Raw genomic sequence first — 20,206 nt, 5'->3', positions numbered from 1 at the left:
TTTTGGCCTCATGGCCATGCGCGTGGCTGCAGAGCGTGGTTCAGCTATCGGGAGGCACACCATGAACGTGCCGAACTACGATCCGCCTGTTATTCCGCTGGAGATTCTGCTCGTCGAGGATGATGTCGCCCGAGCGGCAATATTCGATGAAGGACTTAGCAATACGGCAAATGTGCGCCGCATAGGCGAACTATCAATGCAATCCGTTATCGCCGCGACCGATACTCATAAAGCCGATCTACTTATTATCAGCCGTCATGTGCCCGATGGCGACATGATTCGCGTTGTGGAAGAGCTTTCCGGCAAGCGCCCGATGCCGATTGTTGTATTCGTTGAAGCCGACCAGGGCGATCTTGCGCGCCGGGCGATCAGGGCAGGCGCCAGCGGATATATTGTCAGCGGTCTATCTCCTGCCCGGGTTGGCCCAGTACTTGACGTTGCGATGGAGCGTTTCCGGCTGATGGATGCGCTTCATAAGGAGTTGTCACGGTCCAAGAGCGACCTGGAAGCCCGCAAGCTGATTGAGCGCGCCAAGGGGTTGTTAATGGAGCAACGGGGCGTCACAGAACATGCGGCTTATGAAGCTCTCCGAAAGATGGCCATGTCGCGAGGGAAACCTGTGCGCGAGATTGCAGAAACGATTGTCGCCATATCGAATATGCTTCCGTGAACATTATGCGTTTCGCGCGGTGAAGGCTGATTTGCTTAGCCTACAGCGCTCTCACCTTCCCAATACTCAGCACGTGTTAGTGCACCGACATTAAGCTTCCCTCATGTTGCGGTGCATCATTCCTGTGCGTCCACCCATAGTAGAGCCAGAAGCATATAGATTTCAGTATGAACCGGCCTTTGCTCCGGCTCTCCTGAAAACTGGTTCAATGTAGAACCGATAATGCGGCTCGATGTTGGGCCCGTAATGCGGTCGCCTGGCGACAGCGAATTTTCCAAATATCGTGAGGTCTTCGGGATCTCTTATCGACTTATCCAGTGTGACGCTTTGCGACGCATACGGAGAAGTACTGAATTTGTCCGCTCTGCGGATGGGGTCGCGCTGCCCGACAAGCAGCGTAACAAAACGGGGTAGTAAACAATGAGAACTTCTTTTCGAACATATTTGATGTCTGGTGTCTTTCTTGCGGCAGGCGGGCTGACGGCAACCGCGCAGGAAATTGCCGCGGCGCAGGAGCTTGCCGTTGCAGATTCGGTGTCGGTGCAGCAGACCATTACTGTGACGGGCTCACGCGGCAAACCAAGGACGGTCGCCGATTCTGCTGTTCCTATCGACGTCCTGGACGAAGCCACTATTAAGGACGTCTCGTTCACTGATACGAATGACGTGCTCAAAACACTTGTGCCATCCTACACGATTGGCCGTGAGCCGATTTCTGATGGATCCACGTTCGTGCGCCCAGCCGCACTTCGTGGTCTCTCGTCCGACAAAACTCTGGTTCTCGTGAACTCGAAGCGCCGCCATCGCGCTGCGCTCGTCTCGATTGGTGGGTCGGGTACGCAGGGTCCTGACGTTGCGACCATTCCGGCATCCGCTTTGAAGACAGTTGAAATCCTGCGCGATGGTGCTGCGGCCCAATACGGTTCCGATGCTATCGCCGGGGTTATCAACTTCATCCTCAAGGACTCGGCAGAAGGTGCGGAAATTACGGTCCAAGGGGGACAATATTATGAAGGCGACGGCGAAGACCTCCTGATTGCAGGCAATATCGGTCTGCCGCTCGGCGAGAATGGCTTCATCAATATCAGCCTTGAAGGCACAAGTGCGCAGCCGACGAGCCGTGGCAAGCAATGGGATGAGACCACTTCGTTCGATGTCGATGCCTACGTCGCAGCAAATCCGGACAAGGCCTATCTCTACGGTCCTGGCGGGGATTATGATTCAAGCAACGTCCAGATCTGGGGGCAGCCCGAATCGGAAGCTTTCCGTTCGTTCGTGAATATGGGCTACACGCTGCCAGGCGGTCAGGAACTCTACGCTTTCGCCAACTATTCGAACTCATCAGCGGACGGCGACTTCAACTATCGTTTCCCGGGAAACTCTGTAAACGGTCCGCTGATTCGGTTGCAAGACGGCTCAACTTACAAATTTGACAGCCTGTTCCCGGCCGGATTCACGCCGCGCTTCTTCGGTAACGTTGTCGACTATTCAACAACCGGCGGTATCCGTGGTGAATTCACGCCAGACTTCACTTATGATTTCTCGGCTCGTTACGGGAAGAACCAGATCAACTACAAGCTTGGGAACACAGTTAACCCATCGCTGGGCGATAGCTCGCCAACAGTCTTCCATCCTGGCGATCTAATCTCGGATGAAGTCGCAGTCGCGGCGGATTTTGTTTATTCTTATGAGATGGGCAGCTTCGCCAGCCCAGTCGATTTCAGTTTCGGCGCGGAATGGCGGGACGAGGGCTATGAGGCTGTTGCGGGTGACGAAGCCTCCTACATTGCTGGCCCGTATGCCTTTGCAGATCCATGGGATTTCTGCGAGGGCGCAGCTCCGACGGTAGCAGGACTTGGTGTTATTGCCGATGGCTCCTCGCTCGATTGTGCCGATCCTTCGGACCCTGTGTATACACTCAATGGTGTCGGTTCGAATGGCTTCCCGGGCTACTCGCCTGATTATTCGGGTTCGCTTAATCGCGACAGTTACGGCATCTATGCTGGCGCCGCAGCTGACCTGACGGACGCTCTGTTCGTGGAAGTTGCTGGCCGGTTCGAGAACTATTCCGACTTTGGCGAAACGACCAATGGCAAGATCGCCGCGCGCTGGTCGGTCACCCCGAACGTCAATATCCGGGGCTCTGTCGGCACAGGCTTCAGGGCACCAACGCCAGGCCAGCTCGCCACGACGAACGTATCCACACGCTTCCCGGCAGGTGAACCGGTCGCATCTGGTCTTTTCCCGGCCTCCAACCCTGTGTCGCAGTTCCTTGGCGCCGAAGAGCTGAAGCCAGAAAAGTCGACGAACTACTCGCTTGGTGCAACGGGCACCTTTGGCCCGTTGAGCGTAACGCTTGACCTCTACAAGATTGACATCAGTGACCAGTTCTATGCATCACGTTCTATCACCGTGACGCCGGAAATCCGGGATCAGCTGATTGCGGCAGGCGTACCGGGCGCTGATACGATCGGTGCTGTTCAATTCTTCCAGAACGCGTTTGACTCCTCAACAGAGGGTGTCGATCTGGTCATGACCTATCTCGCTGATTGGGGCACGGCGGGTTCGACGGCCTTCACGCTGAGCTCGAACTACAACACGTTCTCGGTTGAGAAGGTCAACATTGACGGTCTGTTCCTCGAGGAAGATGTGTATGACTTCGAGAATGGCACGCCTAACTATCGGACGACGTTCACGGTATCGCACACGATCGGGGCATATACTTTCCTCGGCCGGGCAAACTATTTCGGCGAGTACAATCCATCACAGTGTTTCACTGGCGCAGGAGCAGATGGTTACACTTGTCCAGAAAGCGCAGCATACCCAACCGGACTCGTTACAGAAGATTCGGGCAGCGAGATTCTGTTCGATATCGAGGCGAGCTACGCCTATGACGATACAACCAAGTTCACGGTCGGTGCACGCAACGTGACAAACGAATATCCGTATGAGCCGGACTACAATACGCTCAAGGAAACGGGAAACGGTCGGATCTACCGCTCTGACTCAATTGTCGATTGGCAAGGTGGTTTTATCTATTTGAAGGCAACCAAGAGCTTCTGATGCTTATGAGCACAATCTGACTGTCCTTTAGGCAGATGACAAAAAATACAGGGAGCGAGGCAACTCGCTCCCTGCTTCGCTTTCAGGACTGTGCTTATCGTCCTTGCGAGCCCCTCATCATCAAATAGAAGCACTCAATTACATGTCATTATCAAATCTCGATCTGGCTCACATCAGCCAGCTGATCGCCGTTTTGCTTGCTGCAGGCCTTGTTGCAGGATTCGTCGCAGGACTTTTTGGTATCGGGGGCGGCTTCGTTGTCGTTCCGGCCCTTCTGCTCACTTTCAACGTCTTCAATGTCGACAGTAATGTGATCACTCACTTGGCGATCGGCACATCTCTCGCGACCATCATTGTCACCTCTCTGCGCTCGCTGCATGCGCACAACAAGCGCGGTGCAGTCGATTTTCAGATCATTAAGGACTGGACAGTTTGGCTCGTGGTCGGCGCAGTCATCGGCATTCTCATTGCCCGCTACATGGACGGCCGTTCGCTGAAATGGATTTTTTCCCTCGGTGTTTTCCTGATGGGCGTGCACTTCATCGCACCCGTCATGCAGCCGAAAAAGGCGATCACGACGGATATGCCTAAGGGGCCACTTCTTGCGGCCATTGCGACATTCCTGGGCGGGTTCTCGGCTCTGCTCGGCATTGGTGGCGGTACAATTGCCGTGCTCGTCATGACGGCATGTGGTCGTCCGATTCACCAGGCTGTCGCGACGGCAGCTGGTTTTGGCGTGATCATCGCAGTGCCGGGGGCGATCGGTTTTGCGATCCTCGGCCTCGGCGAGGCGGGCTTGCCATTCGGTTCGATTGGCTACGTCAACGTGATTGCCGTTCTAGCAATTACTGCTATGTCTTTCATTACCGCGCCTCTCGGAGCGCGCGCCGCGCACAGTCTCAACGCCGTAGCACTGAAGCGTATATTCGGGATTTATCTCGTCGCAACGTCTGCGATCGTCCTGTACAATTCGTTCACTTCCTGATCCTTCATTGGGAGCCTCGGAACGCCTGCCGGGGAACATCCCATTTATAAACAACCAACGACTGGGGAAATAAAATGGCATTTGATATTTCACGACGCTTAGTTCTGACGGGAGCCGTTGGCGCTACCGTCGCGTGCGCAACGGCGTGCACGACAGCACAATCCGCATCAGCCCAAGGTGCTTTTCCAGCAAACGCTCCGTCTGCTGATCCTGATCCGGAGCTGCTTGGCCCGCGCGGCGGGGTAGCCCTCCTGTCGCGCAACGAGAACCCTTATGGTCCGGCGCCATCAGCTCTGAAAATGATCGAATATGCCGGCAAGAAAGGCGCATATTATCCGGACATCGCCGGCGCAAAACTTGCAGAAATGATCGCCGAACGGCACGGCGTGACGCCTGACATGATCGCCATCACAACCGGGTCGGGCGAAGCGCTCAGCGCCATCGCTCTGATCTATGGCAAGAACGGGCCTATCGTTGCACCGCACCTATTCTGGGACACGACGGCACTTTACGCCGTGAACCTCGGCATGGCGGAAATTGATCGTGTGGCGCTTGCGCCTGACATGAGCACTGACCTGGCCGCAATCGAAGCGAAGGTCACGACCAGCACGGGCCTCGTGCAGCTTTGCAACCCGAATAACCCGACCGGCCTGGTTGCTGATCCGGTTGCCCTGAAGGCCGCCGTAGTGCGCATGTCCAAGCTCACGACTGTGCTCGTTGACGAAGCGTATATGGAACTGGCTGACGACCCTGATGGCAACACCTGTATTGGTCTTGTGAAGGCAGGACACAATGTCATCGTGTCGCGCACCTTCTCGAAGATTTACGGCATGGCCGGCATTCGCGTTGGCTACACGATCTCGTCGCCAGAAATCGCCGCCAAGATCCAGTCGACTGCCATGTCATGGATTTCCGGCGTCGGTCTTGCTGCTGCAATCGGCAGCTACAATGACACCGCCTTCCTCGACTTCTCGAAGGGCAAAATTGTCGAGGGCCGCAAGATGGTTCTCACCACGCTCGATACGCTCGACCTGGAATACCTGCCGTCCCAGACGAACTTCGTCTACTTCAAGTCAGGCAAGCCGGCGAACGATGTGGCCAAGGCGATGAAGGATCGTGGCATCTATATCCGCGGCCAGTACATGGATTACACAGATTGGACGCGCGTTTCGATGGGCAAGATCGAAGATGTGGAGCGTTTCTGCAAGGCGCTTCCGGAAGTCGTCGGCGCCTGATCGCCATCTATTTTGAAACGACTGAAAGACCGGGGCGAAAGCTCCGGTCTTTTTCGTTTGGGGGAAGGGGAGGTGTGTCGCCAATTTTCGAATCAGTGGTGACCCCTGCAGGACTTGAACCTGCAACCGTCGGATTAGAAGTCCGGTGCTCTATCCAGTTGAGCTAAGGGGCCACGCTTGTGACGCGCCTTAGTGCGTCCAGGGTTGCTTGCGGTCAAACGCGAAATTCTCGCTGTACGTCTTTACCAGACGTTTGCGCTCACGTGACTCTTCGACACGGAATGTCATGCCTTCGCGCTGCGCATATTCGACGGCTTCATCCTGTGTATCAAATTCGAGGCGGACCTGGCCGGATGTATCGTCGATGCTGGTCCAGCCCATGACGGGGTCGGCACTGCGATGTGCGCTGGGTTTTACGAATTCGAGGACCCAAGCCTTGGTATTGCCGCGACCGGACGTCATGGCGCTTTTGCTGGGTCTGTAGATCCGCGCTTCCATGTGACCGCCTCGTCTCGTCGAGAAGTTGTTGGTCGGAGCGAGAGGATTCGAACCTCCGACCCTCTGGTCCCAAACCAGAAAGTTGGCGGAACGAATCTTTCGCAAGACCCCTTAAAAAACAATGCATTAAGTGGGTTTGGACCCCGCTTTCCGCAATACCTCCAAACGCCAAGCCACCAATAAGCCACCGTCTGAGTTACAATGCAGCCGGAATAGCGAAGCTTGGCCCCGTGCGCAACCATTATGGTGCTTTAGGCTATTGAATTACCCCCTCCAAGAATTCCACCGTATGAGGCGAAATTTTTGACAGAGCAGGTCAGTTGTCTGCTTCCAGGAGTGTTTGAATGATTTCCCGTGATTCATTCCCAAGGCGTGCAGCGCCCTGGCTGAGCCTTTCCTGCCAGGCCGGTCCTCGCGCGGCGGCCTCGTTGAGGGCGCCGATCAGATCGTCTTGCCTGCGTTTGGCAACGAGCGCTTCGACGAGAAGGCCAGCCTGAATAATATCCTTGTCGGACTTTACGGCACTCTCGCCAGTGTCCTTCCGCATGGTTGAAACAATCAGTTTGTGGACAGCGTACCGCTCCGGGGATGGAACGTTTACGAGTGCTCCGAAGCGCGTGAGGATCGCTGCTTCGACCGTGTCTCTCAGCAGGAAGTCCAGAAAACGCAAGGGCAGCGCATCGGATCTGAGGCTGGGCAGGTTAACTGGGGCGTCCCGATCAGGGCCGCGATTTGTCGTCAGGACGTCTACCCGGTATCCACCGGGGCGAGCGTACGTTGTTGCAATGTTGGGGCCCGCAAGGGAGGGGACCGGCGCGAACGCCGCGTCGACTGTTTTCAGGACATCAATCAGTGAGACGTCGAGTGAATCATTGAGCGCAACTGACACGCCATAGTCTTGGGCAAGGTCGACATCACCGGTTCGTATGGCGACGCTCGGCAGCTTGACACCGAGAAGGCCGGCATAGGTCTGGAACGCGATTGTGCCGACAATCACGCCCCTCAAACGGAACACGCCTGCATCCGCGAGCGCCTCGATAACGGCTCCCGTCAGCCCATCTGGCTCGGGCAGGCCGGCGCCGGAAAGCGATCGACGGATCGCCTTGCGCGTATCGGCATGGGCCTTCGCACTCATCGCGCTGTCAATGGCGGTACGGCGCTCTGGTGTGTCAACACCCAGATATCGTTCCGGTGGACGTCCCTGTGGGGTCGTCGGTTCCTGAACGTACCAGTAGTTCTTGCCGGAGATGGTTCTCTTTCGGAAGGTCGAGCCTTCCGGAAAGTCGGACGCTGTGGCCAGCCGCAGCTGATCCAGCAGCTCGGCGTAACTGGTCTGGATGACAAGAGGAAGTTCTTGGATAGTCATTTACCGGCAAAATACAAAAATGCCGGTAAAAGTCAATACTTACTGCATTATGCCAATTGGAAGACCTTCAATCGCGGTCAACACACCGGGCCGCGATTATGACCATGGGGCTGCTAAAATTTGTCGCTGGTAGTCGACGCCTGAACGGTATTGGTCACCACTGCCTCGGCGAATTGCCGCCGGATATAGTCTCCAGGATATCGCGGACGACCGGCGCGTATGGAAAATGGGGGCCATTGACCGCGTACCCGGCGTTTTTCCAGACCAGACACGGTCCACCCAGTAAGGTCGGCGCACTGTTTGGGTGTTAGCCAGCTTGTCTCACTGGTGAAATCGGCTTCACTGGTTTTGCCTTCTGCCATTGGTTATACTCCACAATCTGACGATGATCCGTCGCCGTCGCGATCAAGATTTTTTTGCCTTCCGGAATCCAGTGTCACTCGCCAGAAAGGTTTCCAACATCAGCGGCACCAGTGCCGAGGCCGAAACTTCCGCCCCGTACTTCTGCGAATGGATCCGCGCATACGCGTCCAACTCCGACGCAAGCAGGGGATCGACGAGCACCGTCAGTTTCTGCGGTGTCCGGTCGGGCAACGCCCCGATCTTCAAACTGATGTCACTCATGGCTGGTCTCCTCCTTCATAGGGTTTCAGGACAATGTCCTTGTTGACGAGGATGCCGAACCGCCAGCCAGGCCGGATCGTGATCGAGGGCTGGACGTCGAGATTGCGGCGCACGATTTCCTGACCGGCCTCATTGGCGCCGGTCTGTGCCGAACGGCGAAGCGCCCGGGCAATGTCGCCTTCGTCATCGCTTGCGAGTTCGGAGCCGACACCCAGCAGTGTCGACAGTGCGACACCCTGCAGCAGTTTCCAGGAATGATAGTCGACCTTGTCTTCGAGCCCGGCGTAGCCGCGCGCATCGACCCCGGCGAGATTGTCAATCCGGATGGAGGATCCGTCCGGCATGACGATCCGGCTCCATACAAGGAGTGCGCGTGACTGGCCGAATGCGATGACGCTGTCATAGCGCCCGATCAAGCGCGCGCCCTGTGGTACGAGTACTGTCTCGCCCGTGACAGTATCGTAGACCGGGCTCGTCACCTGCGCGATGATCTGGCCCGGAAGATCGGAGTTCACGCCTGTCAGCAGGGTTGCCGGAATAATTGTTCCCGCCATCAGCTGGTAAGGTGAGACCGGCGTTTCCAGCCGATGCGGATTGTAGATCGACGGATCAGGCTCGGCACCGAGAAAGTCAAGCTTGCGAACCTGACGGTTCGGGTCTTCACTTAAGGATGACCCGAACGCGCTGCCGTCAGATGGCGCAAATGCCGAGAGGTCTGGAAAGTTCAGCGAAGGCGCTGACAATGCCGCAACTGAACTGCCGATGCTCTTCGCTCCTGCGCCTGATCCCACCTGGAAAAACACTCCGCTCCCGCGCGCCGCATCGGAGAGCGCTGCTTCACGCGCCCGCAACTCTGCCTCGAGCTCCGCCAATTGTTCATGCATGGGGTCAGATTGAGGTGCATCCTGCTCAGGCAATCCCATCCGCCCTTCACGCTGCGCCTTCAGGATTGGCGTGCCGAGGTCTCCCGGCAGCGGCGGCCCGAGGATATCGTCTTCCGGCGCAATCTCACCATAGGATTTCGGAAGCGTGGCCAATCCATCCGCCTCTGGATTATGACCGGTATTGTAAAGCTCCCGCGCCGGACCGTCAGTGCCTTCCTTCGGTCCCTGCAGCGCAAAGGCTAGCGAGCCAAGCACGATTGCGCTGCCGGTTCCGAGCAGGATCATCAGCGCCCGTTTGGAGAACCGCTTCACGGGTCTCGGGCGCCCGCGGATTTCGAGCGGTTGGGCTGGAGGAGAAACGGCCTCTGTCATGGCTTCGCGCTGCCAATGTCATTGCGTGCGATCTTCACGACATCCTGGCGTTTTTCGCCGAGACGCAGTTCGGCGCGGGCGAACAGGCGGTCAACGACATAATAGTCGCCGGACATGCGATAATTCACGAGCTGGGACTTGCCGTCCCGGCCGATGACGAAGAGAGCCGGGGCCTCACCCTGGTCGAGCCGAGCCGGGAACTGGATATAGACCTTGCGACCATCATCGAACACGCGGTCCGGTCGCCAGTGAGGAAAATCGCCATCAAGGTCGTAGCGGAACTTCAGCCGGTCGAGCTGCAACCCCGCAGACGACGGCGATTCCGACGCACCTGCCGGCCCAGACCGCGCCACCCGCGTTACCAATTGCTGGTCGGCATAGCGCCAGGAGACAGCCGCCATATAGGTTTCTTCGAACGCGCGCAGTTCAAGATGGTAGGCGCGAAGGCTCGTCGTGATGATGAGGTTGGTCTTCAGGCCCGCCTGCGTCGGCTTGATCAGGATGTGCGCCTGGGCGTCCGTTCCGGTCCCTGAGACCGTATCCCCGAGTACCCAGCGAACTGTGTCACCGGCTGAGACGGACACGAGTTCCTCGCCGGGCTGCAGGACAATGTCGGTGACCTGCTCCGGCGCGCAATAGACCTGGTAGAGCGCACCGACCGTATAGGGATAGACCTGGATTGCGTTCATGTAATTGTCGAGCGAAGGCTCGATCGCCGCCTTGCCGTTTGCGGTCTCAATGGCCTGGTAGGGCTTGAGGGATGGCGCCTCTGCCTCCGTTGGCATGGGCTTCAGCTGTCCGGGCATCGCGCCAGTAACGGTCGTCGGCGTATAGGTCCGGTAGACGACCGGGGTCGGGGAAACGTCCGCGCCGGCGATATCGATCTCTTCCGCGTCAGGAGCGAGATAGAGGTCTTCGACATAATCCGGCTCATCAAGTGTGATGTCGGGACCGACGGCGGCAGGGAACGTCTCGCAGGCCGCAAGGACCGTCGAGGCGAGGAGGATCAGGGCAAGGCGTTTCATGGGGGAGTGCTCCTATTGATGGTCTTTCGACCAGTTGAGGCCGTGGACGTAGAGGCCGAGGGGATTGGCCCGGAGGGCTTCTTCGGTGCGCGGCGGGTCGATGATGATCGAGAACACGCCGGTATGGTTCGACTGGCCGGTCTCGGTGCCGTTCCGGTAGGCGGTCTCGCGCCAGCGGACGGTGAAACTGTCGTCCGACGCCCGCACGACGCTCGCCACGTCGACAGACACAGAGCGCCGTCCGAGATCCGCAAATGGATCATTCTCACGGGCATAGTCGTTCAGCGTCGCAGCGGCCCGGTCGGTCGCATAGGCATAGGCCTTCAGCCAGTTCTGCCGGACGACCACCGGATCGATGGAGATGGACCGCGTATTCTTCACAAATTCTGCGAGGTGGAACGCGATCTGCGCATCGGTCGGTTCATAGCGTCCGTCGGCCGGGCCGACGGCGCGCACGGCGCCTTCGCCGGTCAGCTCGACCACATAGGGCGTGACGAAGGACTGGGTGGAGCGCCAGACAAGGCCGCCTGCGAGCAGGAACGATAGGGCAAGGCTGCCCAGTGCGGTCAGCCGCCAGTTTGCCGCCTGCACGCGCGCCGACCCGATCCGGTCGTCCCAGGCCTGCGCGGCGCGCTGGTAGGGGGTGACCGGTTCCGGTGTCTCGCCATAGCGGGTGGAAGTTCGCCTCCAGAGCTTCATGTCAGTCCTCGTCGTTCCTGAGTTGTATCGAAGTCCCGCCGCCGGGCCGGTCGCCGTCGCGCACGGCAGAGGCCGCCATCATCCCGGCATCACGGGTTGACTGGTCGCGGCGGATACGCCGGGCCCAGTCCGGGGATGAGTTCTGCCCATTGGCAGGACCTGCATTTGGCGCGCCCGTACCGCCCGTCGCCGCAAAGGCAGCGCGTGCTCCGGCCTGATGACGCTCACTTGGAGTTCCAAAGGCCCGCCGTGCAAAGCCCTTGGCACCCGAGGCGGCGGCGCGAACGCCTGCGCCTGCGACACCGCTCATGCCCGCCATCTTGGCGGCGGCACCGGTCTTGCCGGAAGCGGCAGAATTCATCTGGTAAGCCGTACGGGCGCCGCCTGCCATGGACGCTGCCGCGCCGACCGCGCTGCGCGTGCCACCCGCAGCCGCTCCAATCCCCGCCTTGGCGAGCGTGCCGCCCGCGACCGTTCCGGCGGCGACACCGGCGGCTGTGCCGATGGCGGCACCAGCCCCAAGCTGTGGTGCGCCGGAGACGAGGCCCGTCGCGATCCCAGGCCCGAACAGGCCGAGCGCGAGAAGGGAGAGCGATCCGAGGATGACGGAAGCTGCCTGTTCAAGCGTCACCTCATCCGGCTGGAAGGTCGATGTGATCGATCCGAAGATGGTCGAGCCGATGCCGACAATGATCGCCAGCACCATGAGCTTGATGCCGGACGCGATGACGTTACCGAGCACTTTTTCGGCGAGGAACGAGGTCTTGTTCCAGAGCGCGAACGGGATCAGCACGAACCCGGCCAGCGTCGTCAGCTTGAACTCAATTATTGTCACGAAGAGCTGGATCGCCAGGAAGAAGAACGCCAGCAGCGTGATGATCCAGGCGAGGAACAGAACCGCGATGATGACAATGTTCTGGAAGAAGGCGATCGGGCCTGTGAGCTTTTCGATTTCGTCAAGCAGGGGCAGCGCCGCATCGAAACCCGTCGCCGCGACGAAGCCGGGTTTCATGATATCGTCAGCGGTGATCGTGCCGCCGGTGGCATTGAGGCCGAGCTGCGCAAAGCTCATGAACACGACGTCCGACAGGAGCGCGAAATTGCCGAGGATCAGCGCGAAGGCGCCGACATAGAGGACCTTCTTCAGGAACCTGCCGACAATGTCGGTATCGGGGCCCATGGCCCAGAAAAGTCCGGCGAGCGTGATGTCAATTGCGATGAGGGCGCTTGTCAGGAAAGCGACATCCGGCTGCAGGAGACCGAACCCGCTATCGATGTAAGCCGAGAAGGTCGCAACAAACTGGTCGATGACGCTCAGGTCTTCCATGGCCCTAATCCCGCCTGTAGGCGACGCCGTCGCCGCGGAAGCGTTTGTGACGAATGCGGGCCTGTTCCTCGATGGCCGCCCGGCGGGATTCTTCGAGCGCCACCATCCGGTATTGCGCCGCCATCAATTGCTGCATCTGCATCTGTTGTTCGACGGAAAGTGCGACGAGCTGGTTACCCGCCTGGGCGACTGACAGGTTGCCGGTTGCCGCCTGGCTCTCGCGGGCGAGGTCGCTCAGCGTCTCACGGGATTCCGCAATCGAGGTCACAATCCCCGACTGGACCTGGATCGAGGCCCGGAACGCGTCCCGGCTGATCCGCCACTGGTCTGCGGCTTCGACGACGATTTCCTCATTGGAGAGGTCTTCGTACGTTTCCGGGAAGGCTTCGCGGTACTGGCGCCCGCTCTCCTCGACTTCATAGGTCACCTCGCCCGCTTCGCGCATCAGCGTGTCGATCCGTTCGAGCAGGCGTTTCAGATGCTCGATCGAAGCATAGTCGAGGCGCTTCAGGTCCTCGGCCTGGTTCACCAGCATCTGCGCCTCGTGCTGGAGTTGCTGGATCTGGTTGTTGATCTGCTCGAGCGTATGCGTGGCGGTCAGGATGTTCTGCACGAGGTTTGTCGGATCGATCACGACATCGCCGACGCCGAACAGGGCATGGGCGGGGGGCGCGACCAGCCCAAATGTGGAGACCGATCCGAGCATAAGGGCAATCATTCGGCGGCGCATGGCATCTCTCCTCTTGTTTCGATCAGGTCTGCGGCCCAATGGAGCCCGCACGCGTCCAGCCAGGCCGGCGCGAAACCCTCCGCTCCGGCCGCGGCATAAATCTCCGAGATCAGTTTCTGGTCGGCTTTCGAACCGGCCGCGCAAAAGGCGAGGGCCACTGGCCCGAGGTCGAGATCGAACAGCCGGTTTCCGTCCGGTGTCTGAACATAATAGTCTCGCTTCGGCGTGGCCCGTGCGATCAGTTCGACCTGTCGGGCTGTCAGCCCGAAAGCTTCATACGTCGCCCGCTGCGAAGGCTCTTCGGCCCGCGCATTGGCGAGGAAGATGCGCGTCGGCGCGCTTTCGATCAGGCTCGGCGCAATCGAACTCGTGGAGACATCCGACAGGCTCTGCGTCGCGAACACGACGGACACGTTCTTCTTGCGGAGTGTCTTCAGCCAGTCGCGAAGGCGCCCCGCAAACATGGGATGATCGAGGAAGAGCCAGGCCTCGTCGAGGATCAGCAGGCTCGGCCTGCCGTCAAACCGGGCTTCGAGCGTCGTGAAGAGATGCGCCAGAACCGGCGCTGCCAGACGCTTGTCCTGCATCAGCGCGTCCATTTCGAAGCAGAGCATATCTCCTCTAGCCAGACTGTCCTCATCGGCATCGAGCAGGGCGCCATAGGGACCGGCCAGCGTGTAGGGTTCAAGCGCCTGCCGGAGCTCTGACGACTGCACCAGTGCTACAAGGCCCGTCAGCGTGCGTTGAGAGACCGGTGCCGCGCCAAGACTTTGCAGCGCGGTCCAGATGGCCTGTTTCACCTCTGGGGTAACCGTGACGTTCTCCTGAACAATCAGGCCGAGCACCCAGGCTTGCGCTGAGGCGATACCAGATTCGCTGCCTAAATCCCGCAAAGGCTGGAACGCGAGGTCACCATCGAGACCCAGATCATACCAGGTTCTGCCGAGCGCGAGCGTCGCGCAGCGTGCCGAACCGCCCTTGTCGAAAATGAAAACCTGCGCGTCTTGATAACGACGGAACTGCAACGCCAGGAGAGATAGCAACACCGACTTACCAGCGCCCGTCGGCCCCACCACCATCATATGCCCGACATCACCCTGATGCGTGACCAGCCGGAACGGGGTCGAACTGGCAGAGCGGGCCATCAGCAGCGGGGGGCCATCGAGGTGGGTGTTACGCTCCGGACCAGCCCAGAGCGCCGAGAGGGGCGCCATATGGGCGAGATTAATTGTGTTGAGTAGCGGTTGGCGGACATTGGCGTAGGCCTCGCCCGGCAGCGTGCCGAGCCAGGCCTCCACCGCGTTGACGCTCTCCGTCACGCAGGTGAAGCCGCGTCCCCGGATCACGCGCTCAACGGCGCGGATCTGGTCTTCGGCGATCGCGGCATCCGCATGCCGGACCACGATCGCCGTCGTGCAGTATCCGAACGCGACATGGCCTGCGCCAAGCGCCTGCAGGGCTTCGTCCGCATCGGCTGCCTGGTTGTCCGCATCTGTGTTCAGCAACGTGGCCGGTTCGTTGGTGAGGATTTCCCGCAAGTAGGAAGTCAGCGACCGGCGCTTTGCAAACCAGTTGCGGACATAGGCGTTCAGCGTCTTCTCCGCCTCGGGCTTGTCGAGGGGCAGGAACCGCGTCACCCAGCGATAGGCAAAACCGAGCTGGTCAAGTTCGGAGAGCAGTCCCGGCTCGCCGGTTGCCGGGAACCCGTTGATGGTGAGGACTTTCAATGTCTCTTCGCCAAGGCGTGGGCTGAGCCCGCCGGTCAGTGGCGTATCGACCAGGAGCGCATCGAGGCACATCGGTAGCAAAGGGGCATTTACGTTCTGGCGCGCCGTAGAGATGCAGGCATGGAGATAGGTCAGCGTCTCATCATCATCGAGAAAGCGCGCTTCCGGCATCAGGTCCGCCATCATGTCGCGCGCCCGGGATGTTTCGGTTTCGAAATGTACGAGATGCTCGCTCCAGAACGCCGCCGGGGCTTCCGCCGGATCCTCGATGAAGAGCTGTTCGATCCTTGCCGTCCGGTCCGCCGGCGGCATCCAGGTGAGGGTGAGGTAGCAGTCGGTCTCGAAATGGCGCCCGGCTTCCTCAAACGCTGCGCGGCGCTCCTCGTCCACGAGCCAGGCCACCGGATCGCGCCAGACACTTTCCGGATAGGTGACCGACGGCCTGCGACCCGCTTCGATATGCAAGGCCCAGCCCGAGCCGAACCGGCTGAGGAGATTGTTCATGCGGGCCGTGACCGCGACCCGTTCTTCGGGGGTCGCGCTTTCAAGGTCGGGCCCGCGATAGCGGATCGTGCGCTGCAGGCTGCCATCCTTGTTGAGGACAATGCCGGGCGCAATGAGGCAGGCCCATTTGAGATAATCTGCAAGGCTTGTCGGACGCTGGCGGTATTCACGAAGGTTCAGCATGCGTAATAGCCCCTGTGCCGGACATGCCGGATCAGAACGTCGGCAAATTGCGGATCGCGCCGGGCGGCGAAGACGCAGATGCCCTGCGCCACGATCCAGAAGACGAGCCCCACGCCCCAGAGCTGCAGGCCGATGCCAAGCGCGGCCGCCAGCGTGCCGTTGACGATGGTCGCAAGCCGTGGCGCGCCTGCGAGCAGGATCGGCGCGGTGAGTGAGCGATGCACAGGCACGCTAAAGCCAGGCGGCAGGGGGCGCGTGTCAGCCATCAGAGCGTTGCCCCGCCGCCGAACGAGAAGAAGGAGAGGAAGAACGAGGTCGCGGCAAAGGCGATCGAGAGACCGAACACGATCTGCAACAGTTTGCGCATTCCGCCGCCGCTCTCGCCGAAGGCAAGGCCGAGGCCGGTCAGGATGATAACGATCGTTGCGAGGATCTTGGCGACCGGCCCTTCGATGGAGTCGAGAATGGATTGCAGTGGGGCTTCCCAGGGCATGCCGGAGCCAGCCGCATGAGCTGGGAAGGCGAGCGCTGCGACGAACGCCGTCAAGCTCAGGGCTTTGATTATATCTCTGTTCATTTTGGATGTATCCTTTCGGGAGCGGTGGAGAGAAGCGGTTCGGAAAAGGGCAGGCTCGGCAGGACGAGCTGCAGGTCGGGCTGGACGGGCATGAGGTCATAGCCGCCGCGTCCGAGCCCGTTCATGCGCGCGACTGTCTCGACGCGGTGGATCCCGGCGCGCCGGGAAATGTAGACGACGCAGTCAATCGTCTCGGCGATGAGATCGTGCGGCACCTGGGCGGAGGTCTCACCGATCAGCTGTTCTAGCCGGGAAAGGCCGCCAAGGGCCGAGTTGGCATGCAGGGTGGCGATGCCACCCGGATGGCCGGTATTCCAGGCCTTCAGCATGTCGAGCGCTTCGGCGCCGCGCACTTCGCCGATAATGATCCGGTCGGGCCGGAGGCGCAGGGTCGAGCGGACAAGGTCTGCGAGCGTCACCGAACCCGGCTGCGTCCGCAGCTGCACGGCATCGCGCGCAGTCGAGATCAATTCGCGCGTGTCTTCGAGGATGACGAGCCGGTCGCCTGTCTGGGCTATCTCGGCGAGCAGCGCATTGGCGAGTGTCGTCTTGCCGGAGCCCGTGCCGCCGACGACGAGAATGTTCTCGCGGTGCAGAACGGCCTGCCGCAGGGCTTCTGCATGATGCGGCGCCATTACGCCGGAGGCGACATATTCATCCAAAGCGATCACCCGCCCGGCAGGCTTGCGGATCGAGAAACAAGGCCCCGGCGCCACCGGCGGCAGGACGCCTTCGAACCGCTCTCCGCCCATTGGCAGCTCTGCTGACACGATGGGAGAGGCCGCATCGACGCGGCGGCCCATATGGCTTGCGACCAGCCGTATGACGCGCTCCACGTCGCCAGCGGTGATGATCAACCCGGACTCGGCCCGGCCAGACCCGTGCCGTTCGATCCAGAGCTTGCCATCGGGATTGATCATGATCTCGACGACGGACGGATCCTCCAGTGCCGCCACGATCTCGGTTCCCAGCGCTGTCACCAGCATGGCGCGGGTGCGTGTCAGACTCTCAACCTCACGCATCGGCCCGCTCCCCATTCAAATGCTCAGGGTGGGTTTCAAGGGGAGCTGCTTCTGCCGTCACGTCCTCGACGGCGTTCTGGAGAATGCGCTGCCCGGAGCGGAGGGCCTCGGCGACCTGCCGGACGAAGAGGTCAAACCGCATGTCGCCCTTGGCGCGGGCTGCCTCAACCTGGTTGGCAGGCACCGGCGGTGTCACCGTCAGGAAATAGTGCACGAACGTCGCGAGCGTTTCGGCAATGACCAAATTATCCCGTTCGATCCGCCCGAACTGGCGCGTCAGACGGTCGAGTCGGCGATTGATCGCGGCTTCACGCTTGTTCTCCGCTTCGCCTGCCCTGTAGGCCGTTAGCGCCCGGTCAACGATGACGCTTTCAGAAAGACCCGGGCGTTTGGCCATGGCCTTGAGCGAGTGATAGTTCTCTGGTGAGATATAGGGTTGGATGCGGGGCTTCATTCGCCACTCCCCGTCAGGTCAATGCCGGTCGCCTGTTCGAGACTGTCGGCCTGTACCAGCGCATCGAAGAGGCTGGCCTGCAGGGGATTGCGCGCCTGTGCCCGAGACCTGCCAGGCTTCGTGGGTGCTGAGACCCGTGCGCGATCCTCGGCCGCATCGCGTGCCTTCTGAGGCCCAAGGCCCTCGACTTCAGGATCGAGCTCGGCTGCCTGCATCAGGTCTTCATGGATGGCGCGGACTTCGGACCCCCAATCATCGACCCGCACGTCCGGAATGCTGGCCGCGAAGGCAGGCGCATCTTTGAGGCGCTCGGTGAAGTTCTGGTCTTCATAGTAGCGAAGCTTTAGGGCCCGCACCGGCGGCGACCCTGCGACAAGGACAAGTTCCTGATCGGACGGCAGCTGCATCACTTCACCGGGGGTCAACAATTGGCGGGCAGTTTCCTGGCGCGACACCATCTTGTGGGACAGCCACGGCGCAAGCCGGTGGCCGGCATAATTTTTCATCGCTCGCTGTTCGGTCTTGGTGCCGAGCGCATCGGAAATCCGCTTGGCCGTCCGCTCATCATTGGTCGCGAACGCCACCCGGACGTGACAATTGTCTAGGATCGCATTCGAGGGGCCATAGGCCTTTTCGATCTGGTTGAGCGATTGCGCGATCAGGAAGGCTTTGAGACCATAGCCTGCCATATAGGCCAAAGCGCTTTCAAAGAAGTCGAGCCGGCCGAGGGCAGGGAACTCGTCCAGCATGAACAGGACCCGCCGGCGGGATTTTGGTTCGGCTAGAGCAAGCTCAGGCGAGACGAGCCCGCATGCCCCGAGCATATTCGCGATAAGCGACTTGCCACGCGCCAAGACCGACGGGCGCACTTCGAGATGTTCGGTCAGGCGCCGGCCCACCTGGTTCAGGATAAGGCGCATCAGCGGCTTCGTGCGCGACAGGTCCGAGGGCGGCACGACCAGGTAGAGCGACAGCGGCCGGTCGCCGGACACAAGGTCCTCGATCCGGAAATCGCTCCGCGAGGTCACTTCCGCGATCACAGGGTCGCGGTATAGCGACAGGAACCGAAGCGCCGTCGAAAGCACACCGGAGAGTTCATTCTCCGACTGGTTCATCAGTTCACGGGCTGTTTCGGCGACAACGGGATGAACCTTTGGTGCATCTCCCGTGCCGAGATGGTTTGTCCGCAGCATGATCGACAGGGTCGTACGAAACGTCCGGTCGGGATCGGCGAGGAAGCTCGCCACCCGTGCCAGCGTTTTTTCCCGCTCGGCATAGAGGACATGCAGGATGATCCCGACGAGGAGCGAGTTCGCCTTGTCGACCCAGTGCCCGAGATCACCGAGTTTGCCCTGAGGGTCGACCAGGATGTCGGCAATGTTCTGGACATCCCGCACTTCGCAGGGGCCCTTACGCACTTCCATCAGGGGATTGAAGTGAGCCGAGGCCACATCGGTCGGATCGAACCGCAAACAGTGGGAGAATTCCGACCGCCAGCCGGCTGTCAGCTGCCAGTTCTCGCCCTTGATGTCGTGTACAAGAACAGAATGCGGCCAGGAGAGTAGGGTGGGCACGACAAGCCCGACGCCCTTGCCGGACCGCGTCGGGGCAAACGCCATAACATGGTCGGGGCCGTCATGGCGGAGATAAGAACCCTCAGCTTGGCCGAGGAATACGCCTGTAGGCTTCAGCAAACCCGACTTGCGCAGATCCTTGCTCTCAGCCCAGCGTGCCGAACCAAACGTTGAGACCCGCTTGTCCCAGCGTGCGCGGAGGATCGACCCAGTCACCGCAATCACAATCGCAGCAACCCCGCCCGAACCGGCGATAAGTCCGCCGCGGTCAAACACATCCGGCGCATAGGCATCGAAGGAATACCACCAGCCGAAAAAGGCCCACGGCACATAGACTGGCATGTCCAGGATGACGAAGAGCGGCTCACCGAGCCGGGGCGACCAGTCAAGCGACCATGCCGTCCATTCCGTTGCGCACCAGAGCGCCGTGAGGACAACAGCCAAGACGAGGAGGATCTGCCAGAAGAGGTTTGTGCCATGTTTCATGACACAGAACCTGACCAATCAGGGCCTCAGTCTCCAGAGAGGGAATTGGGGGAAATAGGGGGGTATTCTGAAGGTTTGGGAACAGTAAGGCGGCGAGCGTGAAGTTCCGGGAAGAATTCGGAGGTCAGAAAATCTTGTTGAGGAGAGATGAGAGTCGGGTCGCCCGGAATGCTTAAGATGCATTTAGAATAAGCCGCAACT

Annotated in this window: 19 protein-coding genes and 2 tRNA genes; 4 read left to right on the top strand and 17 right to left on the bottom strand. The window is 60.1% G+C overall.

The features are described 5' to 3' along the window. Positions 1-61: 61 nt before the first annotated feature. The 4 genes from V7651_RS18010 to V7651_RS17995 all read left to right on the top strand — a co-directional run bounded on the left by V7651_RS18010 (position 62) and on the right by V7651_RS17995 (position 5,953). A complete protein-coding gene (locus tag V7651_RS18010) occupies positions 62-670 on the top strand; it encodes an ANTAR domain-containing response regulator (protein ID WP_335613937.1) in 609 nt (202 codons plus the stop codon). A 447-nt stretch (positions 671-1,117) separates the two neighbouring features. Beyond that, positions 1,118-3,733: a TonB-dependent receptor plug domain-containing protein gene (locus V7651_RS18005; protein WP_335613936.1), complete on the top strand. Its 2,616-nt coding sequence runs from the start codon at positions 1,118-1,120 to the stop codon at positions 3,731-3,733. Between the two features lie 142 nt (positions 3,734-3,875). Beyond that, entirely contained in the window at positions 3,876-4,718 is an 843-nt protein-coding gene (locus V7651_RS18000) for a sulfite exporter TauE/SafE family protein (protein WP_335613935.1), read from the top strand. 74 nt (positions 4,719-4,792) lie between these two features. Then, positions 4,793-5,953: a pyridoxal phosphate-dependent aminotransferase gene (locus tag V7651_RS17995; protein ID WP_335613934.1), complete on the top strand. Its 1,161-nt coding sequence runs from the start codon at positions 4,793-4,795 to the stop codon at positions 5,951-5,953. A 96-nt stretch (positions 5,954-6,049) separates the two neighbouring features. Here V7651_RS17995 and V7651_RS17990 read toward each other — a convergent pair. The 17 genes from V7651_RS17990 to traG all read right to left on the bottom strand — a co-directional run bounded on the left by V7651_RS17990 (position 6,050) and on the right by traG (position 20,005). Continuing rightward, a tRNA-Arg gene (locus tag V7651_RS17990) sits at positions 6,050-6,126 on the bottom strand. A 16-nt stretch (positions 6,127-6,142) separates the two neighbouring features. Then, the gene (locus V7651_RS17985) at positions 6,143-6,451 is read right to left on the bottom strand and encodes an ETC complex I subunit (RefSeq protein WP_335591412.1); all 309 of its coding nucleotides are present in this window, start codon (positions 6,449-6,451) and stop codon (positions 6,143-6,145) included. Positions 6,452-6,480: 29 nt separating this feature from the next. Continuing rightward, a tRNA-Ser gene (locus tag V7651_RS17980) sits at positions 6,481-6,615 on the bottom strand. A gap of 152 nt (positions 6,616-6,767) precedes the next feature. Then, positions 6,768-7,817: a nucleotidyltransferase family protein gene (locus V7651_RS17975; RefSeq protein WP_335613933.1), complete on the bottom strand. Its 1,050-nt coding sequence runs from the start codon at positions 7,815-7,817 to the stop codon at positions 6,768-6,770. 113 nt (positions 7,818-7,930) lie between these two features. Further along, positions 7,931-8,179, bottom strand: coding sequence for a hypothetical protein (locus V7651_RS17970; protein ID WP_335613932.1), 249 nt, complete (start codon positions 8,177-8,179; stop codon positions 7,931-7,933). A 43-nt stretch (positions 8,180-8,222) separates the two neighbouring features. Beyond that, positions 8,223-8,441 (bottom strand): DUF2274 domain-containing protein, encoded by a 219-nt coding sequence (locus tag V7651_RS17965; protein ID WP_335613931.1) that lies wholly within the window; start codon positions 8,439-8,441, stop codon positions 8,223-8,225. Further along, positions 8,438-9,697 carry a TraB/TrbI/VirB10 family type IV secretion system protein gene (locus V7651_RS17960; protein WP_335613930.1) on the bottom strand — a complete coding sequence of 420 codons (1,260 nt, stop codon included), beginning with the start codon at positions 9,695-9,697 and terminating at the stop codon, positions 8,438-8,440. The genes V7651_RS17965 and V7651_RS17960 overlap by 4 nt, the downstream gene beginning before the upstream one ends. Beyond that, the gene (gene trbG, locus V7651_RS17955) at positions 9,694-10,722 is read right to left on the bottom strand and encodes a P-type conjugative transfer protein TrbG (RefSeq protein WP_335613929.1); all 1,029 of its coding nucleotides are present in this window, start codon (positions 10,720-10,722) and stop codon (positions 9,694-9,696) included. The genes V7651_RS17960 and trbG overlap by 4 nt, the downstream gene beginning before the upstream one ends. A gap of 12 nt (positions 10,723-10,734) precedes the next feature. Further along, the gene (gene trbF / locus V7651_RS17950; RefSeq protein ID WP_045698735.1) at positions 10,735-11,421 is read right to left on the bottom strand and encodes a conjugal transfer protein TrbF; all 687 of its coding nucleotides are present in this window, start codon (positions 11,419-11,421) and stop codon (positions 10,735-10,737) included. A gap of 1 nt (position 11,422) precedes the next feature. Continuing rightward, a complete protein-coding gene (trbL, locus tag V7651_RS17945; RefSeq protein WP_335613928.1) occupies positions 11,423-12,748 on the bottom strand; it encodes a P-type conjugative transfer protein TrbL in 1,326 nt (441 codons plus the stop codon). A 4-nt stretch (positions 12,749-12,752) separates the two neighbouring features. Beyond that, positions 12,753-13,478, bottom strand: coding sequence for a P-type conjugative transfer protein TrbJ (trbJ, locus tag V7651_RS17940; RefSeq protein ID WP_335613927.1), 726 nt, complete (start codon positions 13,476-13,478; stop codon positions 12,753-12,755). Then, positions 13,463-15,892, bottom strand: a complete 2,430-nt coding sequence (gene trbE / locus V7651_RS17935) for a conjugal transfer protein TrbE (protein ID WP_335613926.1) — start codon at positions 15,890-15,892, stop codon at positions 13,463-13,465. The genes trbJ and trbE overlap by 16 nt, the downstream gene beginning before the upstream one ends. Further along, on the bottom strand, positions 15,886-16,158 hold the full coding sequence (locus V7651_RS17930; RefSeq protein WP_335613925.1) for a VirB3 family type IV secretion system protein: 273 nt from the start codon (positions 16,156-16,158) through the stop codon (positions 15,886-15,888). Before V7651_RS17930 ends, trbE begins: the two co-directional genes overlap by 7 nt. Further along, positions 16,158-16,469, bottom strand: coding sequence for a TrbC/VirB2 family type IV secretion system protein (locus tag V7651_RS17925; protein WP_045655697.1), 312 nt, complete (start codon positions 16,467-16,469; stop codon positions 16,158-16,160). The genes V7651_RS17930 and V7651_RS17925 overlap by 1 nt, the downstream gene beginning before the upstream one ends. Then, positions 16,466-17,491 (bottom strand): P-type conjugative transfer ATPase TrbB, encoded by a 1,026-nt coding sequence (trbB, locus tag V7651_RS17920; RefSeq protein ID WP_335613924.1) that lies wholly within the window; start codon positions 17,489-17,491, stop codon positions 16,466-16,468. Before trbB ends, V7651_RS17925 begins: the two co-directional genes overlap by 4 nt. Further along, positions 17,484-17,945 (bottom strand): CopG family transcriptional regulator, encoded by a 462-nt coding sequence (locus V7651_RS17915; RefSeq protein ID WP_335613923.1) that lies wholly within the window; start codon positions 17,943-17,945, stop codon positions 17,484-17,486. The genes trbB and V7651_RS17915 overlap by 8 nt, the downstream gene beginning before the upstream one ends. Next, positions 17,942-20,005, bottom strand: coding sequence for an IncP-type conjugal transfer protein TraG (traG, locus tag V7651_RS17910; protein WP_335613922.1), 2,064 nt, complete (start codon positions 20,003-20,005; stop codon positions 17,942-17,944). The genes V7651_RS17915 and traG overlap by 4 nt, the downstream gene beginning before the upstream one ends. Positions 20,006-20,206 lie beyond the last annotated feature (201 nt).

It is taken from the genome of Hyphomonas oceanitis, assembly GCF_036964545.1.
Lineage (GTDB): Bacteria > Pseudomonadota > Alphaproteobacteria > Caulobacterales > Hyphomonadaceae > Hyphomonas > Hyphomonas oceanitis.
This window is presented reverse-complemented; position numbering and strand designations above follow the sequence as displayed.